Here is an 18547-nt window from a genome sequence, read left to right on the forward strand (position 1 = left end):
TTCGTTTAAAATATGCTTTGCAGTTTGCGATTCTTTGCTGCGGATTGCATTTTTGTATTTGCTTTTTTTGCAGTTTGTTAACAGCTATTATGATTAAACTCAAACCCATTGCTACTTGTGCCTTGTTGCTTGGCGCTATATCGGCTAAGGCCCAGCAAAACCCGTCATTTGATATTTATCGTACCTATCATACAGCTACTACGCTGTTAAATAATGGCCAGTACGTAGCTGCAGCCGAACAATTCAGATTAATTGAGCAAAACCGTATCAAGGCTACTACGCAGTCGCAGTTTGAGTCGGAAATGACTTTGCTGAAAGAAAACTCGCAGTATTACGAGGCCTTGTGTGCGTTAGAATTGGGTAACGATGATGCCGAAAGCATGTTGTTGCGCTTTATTAAAGAGCACCCCGAAAACCCGCTTACTAAACTGGCTTATTTTCAAATTGGTAAATCATACTCTAAACAGGGTAAATATGAAGATGCCCTGCGCTGGTTTAATAAAATTGAGGCCGGTGAGCTGAACGGTAAAGAGTATACTGAATACAACTTCCGCAAAGGCTATGCCTACTTTGAGCTGAATGATTATAAAAACGCTCAGGTATTATTTAGCGAAGTAAAAGACAAAAAATCACCCTTTACTGAGGATGCAACTTATTACTATGCCTACATCGCTTACCTGAACCAGGATTACCATATTGCGCTGGTTAATTTTGAAAAGCTAAAAAACTCTAAAAAATACGAAACCAGTTATCCGTACTACATTACGGCGGTGTATTTTCTGGACAAGCGTTATGACGATGTCATTAGCTATGCCATTCCAATTTTAAATTCCACCCATCAACAGCACGAAACCGAAATGCTGCGCATTGTTGGTGCCTCATACTTTGCTAAAGCTGATTACCCGAATGCGGTTAAATATTACAGCCGCTTTCAGGCAGGCGATGCAGGCCGTACACAAAACTCGCAAGACAGCTACCAAATTGGTTATGCTTACTATAAAGTGGGCAACAACGCCAAAGCCGCTACTGAACTAGAAAAACTGGTAGACAAAAGCGACGTATACAGCCAAAATGGTAACTATACGCTGGGTACCATCTTTTTAAAAACCAATAACAAGCAGGGCGCCCGTAATGCTTTCCAAGTTGCATCAAGGCTTAACTTTGACCCGCAACTGCAAGAGGATGCTTTGTACGAATATGCCAAGCTATCATACGAGCTGGATTTTAATACGCAGGCACTGGAAGCAACACGCCTATACCTGAAAAATTATCCGCGTTCAAGCCGTACCGACGAGGTAAAAACTTTATTAGGTGAGGCTTTACTGAATTCTAAAAATTACCGTGAGGCAGTTGAGATATTAGAACCTATTGTTAAAACATCGCCCAATGCGGCCGAGGCCTACCAAAAAGTAACTTATTACCGCGGTTTAGAATACTATAACGAGCGCGCATTTGAAAATGCCATCGGTATATTTTTGCGCTCGCTTAAGTATCAGCGCGATGAAAAGATTACGGCATTAACCACCTACTGGCTGGCCGAGTCTATGTACGAGGTACGTAAGTATGGCGAATCTGTTCAACAGTTTGAGGCGTTTTTAGATATGCCTGCCGCAAAACAATCAGGCGTATTCAACTACGCCAACTACGGCTTGGGATATGCTGCTTTTGGTGATGAGCAATATCGCAAAGCCGCTACTTACTTTGAACGCTTTTTAGCTGGCGAGCCTAAAGACCGCAACACTATAAATGATGCGACTGCACGTATTGCCGACAGCTACTTTGTATTGAAAAGTTATGCCAGTGCTATGCAATACTATGACCGTATTATTGCCGGTGGCAGTCAAGGTCAGGATTATGCATTGTTTCAACGCGGTATGATTCAAGGTTTGCAAGGTTCACCTGATGCTAAAATCAGTACGTTGAATGATGTATTGCGTCGTTTCCCTAATTCGGACTTTGTGGATGATGCATCTTTCGAGATTGCTTACACCTACTTTTTGAAAAACAATGGCGACCAGGCCAAAGCTGGTTTGCAAGCGCTGATTCAGCAACACCCGCAAAGCAGCTATATACCACGTGCGCTGGTGACTATAGGTTTGATTGATTACAACAACAACCAGGATGATTTGGCGGTTGAATCGTTCAAAAAAGTAGTACAAACCTACCCGCAAACAGAGGAAGCCAAACAGGCGCTGAAACAGATTGAAAAAATCTACACGGATAAAGGTGATGCACAAACCTTTATTAACTACGCGTCTACTACGCCTATTGGTAACTACAGTTCTGCCGAGCAGGAAAGCATTATGGCTACCGCTGCCAACAACCTGTACCTGAAAGGCGACTGGGCCGGAACAGTAGCTGCCGTAAACGCTTATTACGACAAAGCTACCAAACCTATCTACGACAAGCAAATGCGCTTTATCCGTGCACAAAGTTTGGTGAACCTGAACCGTTCCGAAGAAGCTGTACAGGACTATAACGTGATTTTGAACGACTGGACCAGTGCTTATACCGAGAAATCGCTTATCAGCATGGCCAAATTGTATATGGCACAAAAACGCTATAACGAGGCTGTGGTGTTCCTAAAACGTTTGGAAACCAACTCTGAATACAAAGCCGATTATACATTTGCTATCAACAACCTGCTTATCTGCTACGCTGAGATGGAAATGGCTGATGATGTGCTGCACTATGTACAACTGGTTCGCGAAAACGAAAAATCATCAGAAGAAGATAAATTTAAAACCGGTTTGTACGCTGGCCGCGCACAGCTGATGCGTAACGATACCACCGCTGCCGTCAAAGAGTTTAATTACACGGTAGCTAATACCAAAACGGTATCAGCAGCCGAGGCTAAATATAATATTGCGCTTATTGAGTACCAAAAAGGTCAATACAAAGCATCTCAAAAAACCTGCTTTGACATCATCAACAAACTGTCTAACTATGATTACTGGGTAACTAAAACCTTTGTGCTGTTGGCCGATAACTATGTAGGCTTAAAGGACACCTTCCAGGCAAAAGCCACCTTGCAGAGTGTAATTGACAACTATAAAGGCGATGATGACATTTTGCCGGCAGTTAAAGAAAAATTACAAAAACTAAGTGGGGCTACGCCTAATGCTACCGGCACTCCATCTAACAAACAGTAATTATTGACAACGCAATCATACCGAACGATAATGACAACCCGATACATATATTTACTGCTTAGTGCTACTGTAGCGTTTGGTGCAGCTTCGGCCCAGGCCCAGGTAAAACAACCCGCTAAAAAAGCACCTGCTAAAACTACTACCACCAAACCGGTTGCCAAACCTGCCGCCAAAAAATTGGGCGACGCAGCAGCCAAAGTAAAACAGGATACTACTAAAAAAGGCGGACAAAACGCAGCTAACCAACCCAACAACAACAGCAGCTTGTCTGAAGAAATTGTGGTAACTACCGTATACAAACCGGTACTGGCCGATGCGGTAAAAATACGCCGTAATCCGAACTTGGAAGATACCCAACCTTACAAAGCACCTTTAAGCTATACCACTTTAGATAAAAGGCTGGAGCGCAACAGCGACATCCGCCAATTGGAGGCGATGAAAATGCCTGCAGAGCGCGACTCTATCCCAGCTAATAACTTTGCGCGTGCTGGCTTCGGTAGTTTAAAAACCCTTTTTGGTGAAGCGTTCATCAACAACGGCAATGATCCGGCTTTACAAACTGGTGCCTATTTGAAATACTTTGGCCAGCAAGGTAATGAGTACAAACAAAATCAATCAAAAGCCGAGGCTGGTGTATTTGGCAAGGTTATCACCGGCGACAATACACTGAATGGTCGCATCAATTATACTCGCCGCAACAATTACTTTTACGGCTTTTATAATCCGGGAGTGGCCCGCACCGTTGATCCGAGCAAACAGCACTTTAATACCCTGAGTGCTGAAGGCGAACTGGCTAAAAATTACCAGGATACCGACCGTGTGTTTACTTATGCCTTAAAAGCCAACGGCTATTTATTCAGCGATGCTTATCAGGCTCGTGAAAATAACTTGGTATTAACCGGCTTTTTAAATCAAACCATCAACCAGTTTTATGCCGGTTTAGGTGGCTCTTTGGATTTAAGCACGCAAAAAGATGTTTCTTACTCTATCAACAACAGCTTATTGCGTTTAAACCCTTATCTGAAATTTCAGGGTGAAAACTATAAGATTGATGCAGGATTAAACTTTGTGAAAGAGTTTGGTTTTTCATCACGCGTGTTCCTGTTCCCGGCTGCTAAGTTAGAATTGCAGGTAATACCAAAATACGTTCGCTTGTTTGCCGAGGCAAAAGGTGACGTAAACAGATCATCATTACGTAGCTGGTCAGAAATTAACCCTTTTATAGGTCAGGATATTGCCATCAAAAATTCAGTTGATAAACTGGATATCACCATAGGCTTAAAAGGCCGTATCATTGCCGGTTTAGGTTTCAAAGCCGCCATTTTCCGTAACAGCGTGAAAGACCTGCCGTTGTTTGTGAGTAACTTTGATCAAACCACTCACTACAATCGCTTCGGTATCTTGTATGCTGATGGCAATACTAAAATTAGTGGCTTTAACGGCGAATTGGATTATAAAGCATCAGATGACCTGGCTATCTTCGGCAAAGTTGAATTCAGAGACTATAAGTTAAATAACGACCTGCAACCGTGGAACTTGCCTAAATTCAAGCTGACTGCCGGTACAGCCATCCATATTGGCAACAAAGTAGATATCAATGGTTCGGTTTTCTTGCGTAGCGAGGTTAAAGACAGAATGCCGACAGAACAATTTACTGTAGGTGCACCAACCTACCGGATAGTAACCCTTAAATCATTTGCCGATTTAAACGGAGGCGTTGCATACAAAGCCACCAAGCAGATATCGGTGTTTGTACAAGCCAACAATATTTTGAGTAGCAATTACCAAACTTGGCTGTATTACCCCAACTATGGTTTTAACATATTTGGCGGCGTAGGCTTTACTTTTTAATTATATTTGCGGCTTACTATTAATTTAAGCTTAAGGTTTTATTATCAATGGATTTAGCTGTTTACATTAGTGAACTACTTAAAGAGCAAGGCGCTGTTGTTTTACCCGGCTTGGGTACATTTAAACAAGCGCGTGTGCCCGGCTATTATAATGAACCCGAAGGCAAATTTTATCCGCCACATTACCAGGCCGGTTTTGAAGCCAACACCCAAAGCGATGATTTGGCTCTGGCGCTGTACTTAAGCAAAAGAAACAATATATCGCCTGCCTCGGCACGCTTTTTTGTAAACAAATACGTAGCCGATTTACAACAGCAACTGCAATCGCAGGAGGTTTCGGTTGATCAGCTGGGCTCATTGCACAAGCAGGGTAACGAAATAAAGTTTAAACCCAGCACCAATGCAGCAGTGGCATCTGCGGCCTATGGTTTTTCGGCTGTTAACCTACGCCCTGAGCCTGTGCAACCGCCAGCAGCCAAGCCGGAGCCACCAGTAACGACACCTCCATTAACAACGCCACCGGTACAAGTGCCCATAGCTGCTCCACCTGTACCACCGGCAAAACCTATACAGCCAGAACCAAAGGTTACTGATGTACCTACTTCAAAACCAGATGTAAGTACACCTGCGCCTATCCAACCGCAACCAACGGTAAAAACGCCGGTACCCGCGCCAAGCACGGCCAAAAAAGAACACCGCCCAGAGTCTGCAAGGCCCGAACAGGCAGTGGCTAAAGCAGCCCATTATGTTAATGAAGGTACAGAAGAACCAAAAGCTCAATCTCCACTATTAAACATAGGCCGTGGGATAGTTATTACCTTAATTCTGCTGGTTTTAGCGGTAGGCGGCATTGCTATTTACCGTAATATGCCAGCGGAAAGAGGCAACGACACGGCAAGCCAACAACCTGTTGATAGTGCAGCCAATATCTCAGCCACGGCTGCTGATACCGTGGTAATTAACAAAACGCCGGCAGTTACTGATACGCCGGCGGCAAATGATACAACAAGCGCAATCGACTCCGCACAACAACAAGCACAAACTGTACCGCCTGCAACGCCCGCCCAAGCAACCGCTGCTAAAACAATTGTTGATGCTGACGGACAAGGTTTTGAATACGCTTTACTAGGCGGTGCCTGCAGTAATGTAGAAACGGCTACCAAAATTATCAGCCGTTACAAGGCGCAGGGTGTTACTGCCACCGTGCTTAAAAACCCGCCTGCCGACAAATACTTTAAAATATGCTTTGGCTTTTTCAAAACTTTTCCTGACGGGCAAAATGCCAAGTTAAGGCTGGTGGATAAATATCACCTGGAAAGGTCAAAATTATACGTAGAAAAAATCAGACAAAACCCTAAAAAATGATGTTATTACTGCAGATTACCGACACTGCTCAAAAAGTGAATGATACGCTTAACCGCGCTGCCCAAACCGCTACCACTGCAGCTCCGGCTGATGATTTACATTTTGGCGACCTTTTGATTAAAGGTGGCTGGGTAATGATTCCAATCGGTATTTTGGCAGTATTAGGCTTGGTGATATTTTTTGAACGCTATTTTACCATCCGCAAGGCAGCTAAAGACGAATCTAACCTGATGAATCAAATTCGTAGCAGCATTACAGCCGGTAAATTAGATTCGGCTATTGCGGTAGCTCGTAATAGCAACTCGCCGCTGGGCCGCATGTTACAAAAAGGCTTACTGCGTATTGGTCGCCCTATCAAAGATATTGAAGGCGCTATCGAAAACATAGGCAAAATTGAGGTTGCCAAACTCGAAAAAAACATTGGCATCATCGGTATTGTGGCTGGTATTGCACCTATGTTTGGTTTCTTGGGTACCATCGCAGGGGTTATCAAAATTTTTTACGATATTTCTAAAACCGATAACATCAGCATGGGTGTCATCTCGGGTGGTTTATATGTAAAAATGGTTACCTCGGCAGCAGGTTTGTTTGTGGGTATTGTAGCTTACGTATGTTACCACATCCTGAACATGATGGTTGAGAAAGTAATCTTGAAACTGGAAACCGACGCTATTGAATTTATTGACCTGTTAGAAGAGCCAAGCAAATGAATTTAAGAACCAAACGCGGCAAGGCATCAGCCGAGGTGCATACCTCGGCTATGAACGATATCATGTTCTTTTTGCTGCTGTTTTTCCTGATTGCGTCTACCGTTACTAATCCCAACGTTATTAAGCTGATGCTGCCTAAATCGTCATCCGGTCAGGCGGTGTCCAAAAAAACGATTACCGTATCGGTAACGCAGGATTTACGTTACTACGTAGAGAAGAAGGAAGTGAGTGTTGATGCCCTGCAAAGCACGCTGGCCGGTTACAAAAACCTGGCATCTGAATTGACCATTGTATTACATGTAGACCGCACAGTAGCTATACAGGATGTGGTGCAGGTAATGGACATTGCCCAAAAGTTAAACATTAAATTGGTACTGGCTACCGAGCCCAAATAGTTAGTGTTATGAATTACCGTCAGGAAGATAATAATTATCCTAAAGCTTTTGCAGCAACCGGTATTGTACTGGCTGTATTGATTGGCTTAAGCTACTTTATTGTGTTCCAAACCCCGCCTAAAGAAGAAGACGGCACCGGCGGTATATTGGTAAACTATGGCACAGTAGACGAAGGTATGGGCAGCGACTACATGAGCACTGAAGAACCCTCGGTAGCCGAACATGCTAACCATACCAAGCCAGATAAGGTTACCCCTGCCCCTCCTACCGAGCAGCCTACACCTACCGAAAATACCAGTAAAGATGTAGTTACCCAAAACACGGAAGACGCTCCCGAAATTACGGCCAACAAAAAACCAAGTGCCAACGTAGCCACGCAGCAAGAGGTAAGCAAAACGCCACCTAAGCCATCGGTTAACCAAAACGCCTTGTATAAAGGCAAAACCAATAATGGTACCGGCGCTGGCGATGGTACCGGCAGTACGCCAGGCAATCAGGGTAAAACTACAGGTACTACTTTAACCAACAATTATAACGGTACAGGATCAGGCAATGGTGGCAATCTAAGTGGCATGCCGCAGCGCAGCTTTGTAAGCAAACCGTCGGTTAGTGATAATGGCCGCCATGACGGTAAAATTGTGGTTGATATACGGGTAGACAAAGACGGCAATATTACCTATGCCCGTGGCGGTGCCCGTGGTACTACTATAACCGATCAGGATCTGATAGACAAATGCGAAGACGCAGCCAAACGTGCACGCATCAATTCATCAGAATCGGCCCCGGATATGCAGCAAGGCACTATCGTATTTGTGTTTAAAACGCAGTAATCCCCCTATACTTCACGTACGTTCCTAAGACCGATGAAATTCAGTTGATTTTTCTGCGCTTTCTCAACTTTTGAGTAATTTAAGCGTATGAAAAAACTTAGCCTTGTTACCTTGTTCTTGTCGGCCGTTTGCTTGGGCCAACAGGTGCAGGCACAGCAAAAGCCGGCCTTAACCTGGAAAGATGTTTCCAAATGGCGTTACATTAAATCTCCTTTTAACACTTTAGCGCCTAACGGGCAATGGATGGCGTATGTTACCGGTCCGGTGGAGGGTGATCAGGAAGTGGTAATTCGCCGGGTGAGTGATACCACTACCTACCGCTACCCTGTTGGCGCAACGCCAGGTAAACCATCCTTTTCTGATGACGGCCGGTTTATTGCCTTCAAAGTATCAACCAAAGAGGCTGATGCTAAAGCATCTCGCAAAGCCAATAAGCCGGTATATGATAAATTAGTGATTGTAGATCTAAGCAATCATACACAAGCAGAATTTGATAAGGTACGTAGCTTTGCCTTTGCCACTAAATTACCCAACTGGATAGCCATACAGTTTGCCGCGCCCGAAACAGCTTCAAAAGATAAAGATGCTGCTAAAGGAACAGATATGCTGCTGTATAACGCTGCCAGCAAAACCAGCTTCAATTTAGGCAACGTTAATGAGTATGCCTTTAACAAACCGGGCACTTGGTTAGCCTACACCGTTGATGCCAACGGACAGAACGGCAATGGCATATACTTGCGTAATATGAAAACCGGCGTTACCTCGGCCGTAGATAACGACAAGGCAGCCTACAAATCCATCAACTGGACAGAAGCCGGACAAGCGCTGGCTTTGCTGAAATCAAAAAAAGACCCTGCTTACAAAAATGAGGTATACAGCGTAATAGGCGTAACCAAGTTGGCAGATAACGCTTCAGTAAAAACCATATACCGCAGCTTGGATGACAAGGCCTTTGCTGCTGGGCAAGGCATTAACGGCGACAGAAGCGCTTATTGGTCTGATGATTTGTCAACATTGTTCTTCGGCATCCACAGTATGGATAAAGCCGATAAGCCTAAAACAGATTCGGTCAAAGCCGGCACTGCTAAGAAAGATTCAACTGCCAAACCGCGCCCTGCCACCATGGCTGCAGCCAATAAAGACGACGTCGAAAAACCGGATATGATTATCTGGAACTGGCAGGACCGCCGTTTACAATCGGTTCAGCAGGTGCAAGAGAATATGGATAAAACTTTCACTTACCTGAGTGCCTACTATGTACCCACCAAACGCTTTATGCAATTGGCCGATAGCAACATGCGCCAGGTAATGGTAGCACCCAAGCAAATGTATGCGGTTGGAATCGACAACAGCAAATACGAGTTAATGAGCAATCTGAACGGCCAGAGCTATGTAGACATTTATCTGATCAATTTGAAAACCGGCACCAAAAAACTGCTTTTCGAAAAGTTCTATCAAACCGGCAACCGGGGTATTAGCTTTGCGCCTAACGGTAAACTGGCCAGCTATTACCAAAATGGTAATTTTTATGCCATCAACTTTGAAACCAGCGAAAAATATAACTTAACCGGCAAAATCAAATCATCTTTTGTGGATGCGCTGGACGATCATAATGTTCAAAAACCAGCTACCGACAACCTCGGCTGGTCGGCCGATTCAAAGTATGCTTTGATTGAAGATAACAACGATTTATGGCGCATCAGTGTCGACGGCAAATCGGCTACGGAACTGACCGATAACTGGAAAAGCCGAAAACTGACAATTGGTTACAAGTTCTTTCTATACCCGGATGATAAAGGCACCGATCTGTCCAAGCCACAGTACTTTAGCGTTCGCAACACCAGTACCAAGCAAAATGGCATTGCGCGTTTATCGGGCGGAAAATTGAAGGTGTTGTTTTTGGATAACAATGCTTATAACAGCCTAACCAAAGCTGATAACGTACCAGTATTTGCCTACAGCAAAGAAAACTACGATCATTCTCCTGAAACCTTTGTATCTGTCCAAGGCGATTTATCTTCAGCTAAACAAGTTACCCATAATACGCCCGATCAAAGCAAGTATGCCTGGACATCGGGTGTAAAGCTAATTAACTACATCAGCGCTAATGGCGATAGCTTACAGGCCGCTTTATATTTGCCAGCCAACTACGAGCAAGGCAAGGCCTATCCTACTATTACCTACATTTACGAGCGTTTAACGGATAACCTGAACAGTTATAACATGCCAAGCTTTCCGGGTGGCGGCTTCAATTCAGCTATGTACACCAGTAACGGTTATGCGGTGTTGATGCCGGATATCAAATACAAACTGAACGATCCGGGTATGTCGGCGGTAGCCTGTGTGGTTCCGGCGGTACAAGCTGCCGTTAATACGGGTGTGGTGGATGCTAAACGCGTGGCTATTCATGGGCACTCGTGGGGTGGTTACCAAACCTCGTTCCTGATAACGCAAACCAATATTTTTAGAGCCGCTGCTGCCGGCGCACCTTTAACGGATTTAATCAGCATGTACAGTTTGATTTATTGGAATTCGGGCGGTACAAATCAAGCTATTTTCGAAGCCAGCCAGGGCCGTTTAACCAGTGGCTATTGGGATAATATGGATGCTTATGTGCGCAACTCCCCTATCCATCACATCAAAAGCGTACAAACACCTTTGTTGCTTCTACACAATGATAAAGATGGTGCGGTTGATTTCACCCAAGGTATTGAATACTACAATGGCCTGCGTCGCTTGAATAAACCGGTGGTGATGATTACCTACAAAGGCGAAAACCACGGTATTGCTAAAATGCCTAACCGTAAAGATTATGCCGTACGCATGATGGAATATTTTGATTACTGGCTGAAAGATAAACCTGCCCCATTATGGTGGAGCAAAGGTATAAACCGTATTGATATGGATAAGTATCTGGAAGCACGGGCGTTTGACGAGAATTAATCCTTTTATAATCGTCTAAACGTCATTGTGAGGTACGAAGCAACCTCTGCGTAAGACTAGCAATCTAACTAAGCAAATTCAGAGATTGCTTCGTACCTCGCAATGACGAAAACTTATAATATTAAAAAGGCCTGCTTACAGCAGGCCTTTTTAATATCCGGATTCTTGATATTCTTTTTGAAGTTCTATCAGGCAATTCACACACAAGCAACCATCATACAGCTCGCTTACATACTGCACTTCATTAATGGTAAGCTGCACCTTGCTGCACTGACATTTGGTGTACGAGTTGGCTTTGCATTCAAAAGCGGTGCGGCAACGCTCGCATTGTACAATTTCGTGCTTTTGAAAGATTACTGACATAACAGTACAAAGATAAAAAGCCCCGAAGCATAAAGCTTCAGGGCTTAGTCATTTTAAATTGAGAAAGGTATTTCTTGTTATGCAGAGCAGGTTACGCAACCTTCTTCCATTGAGCAGCTTGGGCCAGCAGGTACGTCGTCGGCCATAGCAGCAACCTCGGCCGGAATAACCGGATCCATGTTTTTGCCACCTTGGTTTTCAATGGTAAACTTAACCGCTTGTGATGCAGCCTGAGTACGCAGGTAATACATACCAGTTTTCAAACCTTTTTTCCATGCATAGAAGTGCATTGATGTTAGTTTAGAAGCGTTAGGCGCATTGATAAACAGGTTCAATGATTGCGACTGGCAAATATAAGCACCACGATCAGCAGCCATATCAATGATGTTACGCATTTTAATTTCCCATACGGTTTTGTACAGGTCTTTAATGTTCTGCGGAATTTCAGGGATATCCTGGATAGAACCGTTAGCGCTGATAATTTGATTTTTTATGCGACCGTTCCATAAACCTAGATCAACCAAGTCACGCAGCAGGTGTTTGTTTACAATAATGAACTCACCACTCAATACACGGCGGGTGTAGATGTTTGAGGTATAAGGCTCAAAACACTCGTTGTTACCCAAAATTTGTGAAGTTGAGGCAGTAGGCATTGGCGCTACCAGCAGAGAGTTACGCACACCGTGGTTCATTACATCCAGGCGCAGGTTTTCCCAATCCCAACGGCCGCTTTCTGGCTTAACACCCCACAGGTCGAATTGGAATTTACCTTGCGATAGTGGCGAACCCTTGAAGGTTTCGTACGGACCATCTTTAATAGCCAGATCTTTTGAAGCGGTCATGGCAGCATAATAGATGGTTTCGAAAATCTCTTTGTTTAGCTGTTTAGCCTCGTCGCTTTCGAAAGGCATACGCAAGCAAATGAAAGTATCGGCCAAACCTTGCACCCCTAAACCAATCGGACGGTGACGCAAGTTCGAATACTCAGCTTCCGGAACTGGGTAGTAGTTATTGTCGATGATCTTATTCAGGTTCAAAGTAGCCTGATAAGTTACTTCGTATAATTTTTCGTGGTCGAATTTACCCTCGCGGATAAAGCGTGGCAACGCCAGCGAAGCCAGGTTACAAACCGCTACCTCATCGGCAGAGGTGTATTCCATAATTTCGGTACACAAGTTTGAACTTTTGATGGTACCCAGGTTTTGCTGGTTTGATTTGCTGTTGGCAGCATCTTTATACAGCAGGTAAGGTGTACCGGTTTCTACCTGTGCATCCAGTATAGCAAACCACAATTCTTGTGCTTTTACTTTACGGCGTGCACGGCCTTCTTTTTCGTATTTTTCATACAGTGCTTCAAACTCAGCGCCAAAGCAATCAGCTAAACCAGGTGCTTCGTGCGGGCAGAACAAGCTCCAGTCTTCATTTGCCTCAACACGTTTCATGAACAAATCACAAACCCACATGGCGTAAAACAAATCACGGGCACGCATTTCTTCTTTACCGTGGTTTTTACGCAGGTCCAAAAATTCGAAAATATCGGCATGCCATGGCTCCAGGTAAACAGCAAATGCACCTTTACGTTTACCACCGCCTTGATCTACATAACGGGCAGTATCGTTAAACACACGCAGCATTGGAATGATACCGTTGCTGGTACCGTTAGTACCGCTGATGTATGAACCAGTGGCGCGTACATTATGAATGCTTAGACCAATACCACCTGCACTTTGTGATATTTGTGCAGTTTGTTTCAAAGTATCGTAAATACCCGAAATGCTGTCATCTTTCATTGTCAACAAAAAACATGACGACATTTGCGGTTTTGGCGTACCGGCATTAAACAAGGTAGGTGTAGCATGAGTAAACCAACGCTCGCTCATCAGGTGATAAGTTTTGATTGCGCTTTCGATATCGGCTTTGTGAATACCAACTGATACACGCATAAACAAATGCTGCGGACGCTCGGCTATACGGCCATCCAGTTTCAGCAAATATGATTTCTCTAAGGTTTTGAAACCGAAATAATCAAAACCGAAGTCGCGGTCGTAAATGATGCTGCTATCCAGAATATCGGCATTAGCTTCAATGATATCCCATACATCATCAGCAAGCAGCGCTGCATTTTTGCCTGTTTTAGGATCTTTATAGTTGTACAGTTTACGCATCGTTTCGGAAAACGATTTTACTGTGTTTTTGTGCAGGTTAGATACCGCAATACGCGAAGCCAGCAAAGCATAATCGGGGTGCTTGGTGGTTAACGATGCAGCAGTTTCGGCAGCCAGGTTATCCAGCTCGGAGGTGGTTACGCCATCGTATAAACCTTCAATTACTTTTTTGGCTACGTCCACCGGGTCAACCAGGTTAGGATTTAGTCCGTAGCACAATTTCTCTATACGTGCGGTAATTTTATCAAATTTTACCGACTCCGTTCTTCCGTCTCTTTTTATTACAAACATGGCAGTGAGCAGTTATGGATGAATAATGTTTTTATTTATAGATAGATAATATTAATATGCTTTTTAGAAATCTTCGTCAAGTGAAAATGCCTGGCTGGATGGTTGCGAATTCAACACACCGCTTTTTTGATAATCGCCTACGCGTTTTTCAAAAAAGTTGGTTTTGCCTTGCAGCGAAATCATTTCCATAAAGTCGAACGGATTGGTAGCGTTGTATACTTTATCGTATCCCAGTTCTACTAACCAGCGGTCGGCCACAAATTCGATATACTGGCTCATTAAGGCAGCGTTCATGCCGATCAATTTTACCGGTAAAGCATCGGTGATGAATTCTTTCTCAATTTCAACCGCATCGGTAATAATTTGAGTAGCCTCTTCTTTGCTCAGCTTGTTTTCTAACATACTGTACAGCAAACAGGCAAACTCGCAATGCATACCTTCATCACGCGAAATCAATTCATTACTAAAGGTTAAGCCCGGCATTAAGCCACGTTTTTTAAGCCAGAAGATAGAACAGAAACTACCAGAGAAAAAGATACCTTCAACCGCAGCAAAAGCTACTAAACGCTGTGCAAAAGTGCCATTGTTGATCCATTTTAACGCCCACTCTGCTTTTTTACCTACACATGGTACGGTATCAATAGCGTGGAACAAGCGGTCTTTTTCAACAGCGTCTTTTACGTAAGTATCAATCAATAACGCGTAGGTTTCGGAGTGGATATTTTCCATCATGATCTGGAAACCGTAAAAGCAACGGGCCTCGGGTACCTGAACCTCGCTCATGAAGTTTACGGCCAGGTTTTCGTTAACAATACCATCACTGGCTGCAAAAAAGGCAAGCACGTGCGAAATAAAGTGTTTCTCGCCACTGTTCAGGCTTTCCCAATGTTTCAAGTCGTCTGACAGGTCAATCTCTTCGGCTGTCCAAAAGCTGGCTTCATGCTTTTTGTACATCTCCCAAATGGCCGGATAGTTAATAGGCAGAATAACAAACCGATCCTTGTTCTCTCTTAATAATACTTCATTTTCCTGACTCATATGCTTACCTCTTTAATATTTTAAATTCGCTCAAAAACTCACAGACAGCCAAACCGCTCAACCTTTTTATTGAGCTTTTAAATCAGCTGTATGGTATAGGTTTGTTATCCCTCTACACCTTTCGTGGCCAGCTCCAGACAGATCGTTGGGCTACCTAACCGACGCTACAATTTGGCGTCGATAAATCCTGTAAAGAACTTATGTACCAAATGTACATACTAAGTACATTCTGATTTTACTCCGGTTTAATGTAGTTTTTCACATGAAAGAAATAGTTATTAACATTAGTGTATAGAACTTTTTCCATCAAAAAGTTATAAACATAAAAGTGTTTTGTAAATCAGCGTATTAACCAACATTGTTAGTAAAAGTGGATAACTAATCGAAACAATAATTGCAATTTAAAACCCTTTAAACCCGTGACTTTTCAATGACTTAAGACTTATAAGGCTTAAGTCCCCATCCAATTTAATATTACACCATTGCAATAGCTAACACACAAAAAAGCCTTGCCTATAAATTAATACGGCAAGGCTTTCAGTATTTGTAAATAGTGATTATTTCACATCCTCAATGGGTACAAATTTCATAGAAACAGAGTTAACACAGTGACGGGTATTTTTAGCCGTAAAACGCTCGCCCGTAAACACGTGACCTAAATGCGCTCCGCAGTTGGCGCATAATATTTCGGTTCGGCTACCGTCGGCATCAGTTTCCTTGTGCACCGCACCGGCTATCTCATCATCAAAACTGGGCCAGCCACAAAATGATTCGAATTTATCCTCGCTACGGTACAACGGCGCATCGCAACGGCGGCATACATACAAGCCCTGTGCTTTGTTGTTCAACAGCTCACCGGTGAAGGGGCGCTCGGTACCTTTGTATAAAATAATGCGTTCTTCTTCGGGTGTTAAGTCGTTATATTTTTGATCAGCCATAATGTTTTTATTTAGGGTGATGGTTGGTCACCGCTGTATAAATATACGATTTTATGATGGCTTGGTTTTGAATACGGGCGCTATTTACATACCACTGACGCATTGCTGCTACACGTGTTCTATTTATGGATAGTACACTTATAACTGACGAAGCAACGTAAATAAATATTTAAGCAAATTACTGCACCTTTAACATCACCGTTCCATGCGGTGCCAACGTATAGCTAAAAGCTGATTTAGCTGCGGCTATATTTTTTTGTCGCCACACATCCCGCACCTGTTTTACCGAACCGATATGAAGATCAGCCCAATTAATGGTTACAGGCTTATACTTTTCTGAAAGGTTGAATACCCCCACCGCCTTGCTGCCGTCGGAAAGCTCTTTGACATATACTTGGTAATCCTCACCTTTGGAAACCAAGTGCGCCTGCTTACCCAGTATATCCTGATTAACGGCTATCACCTCGTCGTTAGTAAGCAGACTGAGCGTAAAGTCGTCCATCTGGCTAATATCACATCCTATCAGCAACGGCGATGCCAGCAAGCTCCACATGGTGATATGCGTGTACTGCTCGTTAGGTGTAAGCCTTGTGGTGCGCAGGTTACCACTCCAACCTACTTTGCCTACTGTCAGCATATCCGGGTCGTTCCATCTTCCGGGTTGTGCATAGTCCGAAACTTTATACTGGCGGAAGCCGATATCATACAGGCTGGACCAGGTATCCGTAATATCGCCGGTGGTGCGCCAGCTGTTCGCATCCACCTCGGCACCCCACTTCCAAACATCGCCCATACCGTACTGACAAAGGCTGTAGTATATATCCCTCGGTTGCGAGCGGAGCGCCTTTTGCATAACTTGGTAAGGTTTCATGTAGGTAGCGATCGAGGTATCACTACCGGCCACTTCGGCATAGGCGCACCAATCGTATTTCAGGTAATCAACGCCCCAGGCATTATACGTTTCTGCATCCTGCAACTCATGACCTAATGATCCTAAATAACCACCGCAAGTAAGCCGGCCGGGTGATGAATAGATGCCAAATTTAAGACCATGTCCATGCAACCAATCGCTCAGTGCCCGCATATCCGGAAATTTTTGATTAGTACCGATAGTGCCATCGGCATTTCTTTTATCCGACTCCCATCCATCGTCAATATTGATGTATGACCAACCATGCTCGATAAGCCCTTTATCAATCAAGGCCTGCGCCGAGCTTTTTACCTTGTCTGTAGTTACCGATAAACCCCAACAGTTCCAGCTGTTCCATCCCATAGGCGGCGTAAGAGCCAATAGATTACCGGCTTTTACGGTAAGCGTACACTCGGCCTTGCCTAGTGCATTGGTTACGGTAAGCTTTACTGGATAATCGCCGGCTTTTGTGATTGTACCGCTGATGATACCGGTGACTTTATCCAAAGTTAAACCCTCCGGAAGCATTGCCGCACTATACTGCAATGGCCTTTTTCCTGTAGCCGCTATTTTGTACAAAAATGGCGAACCCGGACGTACGCCGCTTACCCGTGCGCTATTGATGCGTGGCATAGCCGATACCGGAGGCGTAAGGATGTAAGGCATCGGATCGGTTACCGTAATTTTTTTGCCGGTCAGCTTTTCTGTAAAAATATAGGACAGGGTGATACCTTCACGGTTTTCTGCCTTAACATTCAAGGTTTTACTACTGCCGGCAGGTAAACTGATGCTATACTGATTTTGACTGATTACTTTACCGCTACGGTCATCATGCGTAAGCACATTTAGTGTACCGTTAACCGCCGTTTTGTTATGATTAAGCACCGCGATATCTTTTGATGCAGTGGTGGCCGTAAATGCAAAGCCTTTGCTGTTGTTGATAGCTACGCCATCAATAATATCCATAATATTGATGTAAGGCGCGGCATTATTGATACCACCGTTACCACCGCCATCATACACCCTAACGGCGATAACGTTATCTGCATCCCAGTTAATTTTTGCCTGATTGAGTGGTATGCGGTAGCGTCGCTCTGCGTCATACGCTGTTTTATACTCGGCGTTGGATGCAGGTATACTACCCGTTTTACCAATCAACGTTCCGTTCAGGTAGCTTTCGTCGCAATCATCAATATTGCTCAGGTAAATTACCAGTGTATCTTTCAGTACCGATTGCTTTTTTAATGAAGATGGGATGGTTACATGAAAACGATACCAGGCAAAACCATTGTACTCGGCGCCCAGCTGTTGCTCCCAGTATACGGTAGTTTTAAGCGTTTGCCAGGCCGCATCATTAAACTTAGGGTTCAGCCAAGCGGCATCATCGCCAGTTTTAAACTTGGCCTGGGTCATAAACAGCTTACCCTGCGCCTTGGCTGCCACAGCAGCCAGTAAGCAAAACGTGATTAGTAATTTGTGCATCGATTTATAATTGGTAGCACAACATACTAAAATTTCAAATATTAATTAAACGTTTAAATATTATTGATTACGAATAGAAGCAGGATAGCGGGTGCTCTCTTAGTTTCTTGAACCT

At 43.9% G+C, this 18547-nt stretch carries 12 protein-coding genes; 7 read left to right on the forward strand and 5 right to left on the reverse strand.

What is annotated here, in order from left to right:
- Positions 1 to 89 precede the first annotated feature (89 nt).
- The 7 genes from GPM24_RS01580 (at position 90) to GPM24_RS01610 (ending at position 11245) form a co-directional block, all read left to right on the forward strand.
- On the forward strand, positions 90 to 3152 hold the full coding sequence (locus GPM24_RS01580; RefSeq protein ID WP_158824987.1) for a tetratricopeptide repeat protein: 3063 nt from the start codon (positions 90 to 92) through the stop codon (positions 3150 to 3152).
- A gap of 30 nt (positions 3153 to 3182) precedes the next feature.
- The gene (locus tag GPM24_RS01585; protein ID WP_158824988.1) at positions 3183 to 5003 is read left to right on the forward strand and encodes a hypothetical protein; all 1821 of its coding nucleotides are present in this window, start codon (positions 3183 to 3185) and stop codon (positions 5001 to 5003) included.
- A gap of 47 nt (positions 5004 to 5050) precedes the next feature.
- Positions 5051 to 6367 carry an HU domain-containing protein gene (locus tag GPM24_RS01590; protein ID WP_158824989.1) on the forward strand — a complete coding sequence of 439 codons (1317 nt, stop codon included), beginning with the start codon at positions 5051 to 5053 and terminating at the stop codon, positions 6365 to 6367.
- Positions 6364 to 7077, forward strand: coding sequence for a MotA/TolQ/ExbB proton channel family protein (locus tag GPM24_RS01595; protein WP_233268705.1), 714 nt, complete (start codon positions 6364 to 6366; stop codon positions 7075 to 7077). The genes GPM24_RS01590 and GPM24_RS01595 overlap by 4 nt, the downstream gene beginning before the upstream one ends.
- Positions 7074 to 7472: an ExbD/TolR family protein gene (locus GPM24_RS01600; RefSeq protein ID WP_158824990.1), complete on the forward strand. Its 399-nt coding sequence runs from the start codon at positions 7074 to 7076 to the stop codon at positions 7470 to 7472. Before GPM24_RS01595 ends, GPM24_RS01600 begins: the two co-directional genes overlap by 4 nt.
- An 8-nt stretch (positions 7473 to 7480) precedes the next feature.
- Positions 7481 to 8302 carry an energy transducer TonB gene (locus GPM24_RS01605; protein ID WP_158824991.1) on the forward strand — a complete coding sequence of 274 codons (822 nt, stop codon included), beginning with the start codon at positions 7481 to 7483 and terminating at the stop codon, positions 8300 to 8302.
- An 87-nt stretch (positions 8303 to 8389) separates the two neighbouring features.
- Positions 8390 to 11245, forward strand: coding sequence for a S9 family peptidase (locus GPM24_RS01610; RefSeq protein ID WP_158824992.1), 2856 nt, complete (start codon positions 8390 to 8392; stop codon positions 11243 to 11245).
- 150 nt (positions 11246 to 11395) lie between these two features.
- Here the strand turns inward: GPM24_RS01610 and GPM24_RS01615 are convergent, their stop codons facing one another.
- The 5 genes from GPM24_RS01615 to GPM24_RS01635 form a co-directional block, all read right to left on the reverse strand.
- Complete coding sequence (locus GPM24_RS01615; protein ID WP_158824993.1) at positions 11396 to 11608, reverse strand: cysteine-rich CWC family protein; 213 nt, start codon at positions 11606 to 11608, stop codon at positions 11396 to 11398.
- A 77-nt stretch (positions 11609 to 11685) separates the two neighbouring features.
- Positions 11686 to 14064: a ribonucleoside-diphosphate reductase subunit alpha gene (locus GPM24_RS01620; protein WP_158824994.1), complete on the reverse strand. Its 2379-nt coding sequence runs from the start codon at positions 14062 to 14064 to the stop codon at positions 11686 to 11688.
- A 63-nt stretch (positions 14065 to 14127) separates the two neighbouring features.
- Positions 14128 to 15102, reverse strand: coding sequence for a ribonucleoside-diphosphate reductase small subunit (locus GPM24_RS01625; RefSeq protein WP_158824995.1), 975 nt, complete (start codon positions 15100 to 15102; stop codon positions 14128 to 14130).
- A 557-nt stretch (positions 15103 to 15659) separates the two neighbouring features.
- Positions 15660 to 16040 carry a methionine-R-sulfoxide reductase gene (locus tag GPM24_RS01630; protein ID WP_158824996.1) on the reverse strand — a complete coding sequence of 127 codons (381 nt, stop codon included), beginning with the start codon at positions 16038 to 16040 and terminating at the stop codon, positions 15660 to 15662.
- A 178-nt stretch (positions 16041 to 16218) separates the two neighbouring features.
- Entirely contained in the window at positions 16219 to 18432 is a 2214-nt protein-coding gene (locus GPM24_RS01635; protein WP_158824997.1) for a putative Ig domain-containing protein, read from the reverse strand.
- Between the last annotated feature and the right edge of the window lie 115 nt (positions 18433 to 18547).

This window comes from Mucilaginibacter lacusdianchii (genome assembly GCF_009770985.1).
In the GTDB taxonomy this organism is placed as follows: Bacteria; Bacteroidota; Bacteroidia; order Sphingobacteriales; family Sphingobacteriaceae; genus Mucilaginibacter; species Mucilaginibacter lacusdianchii.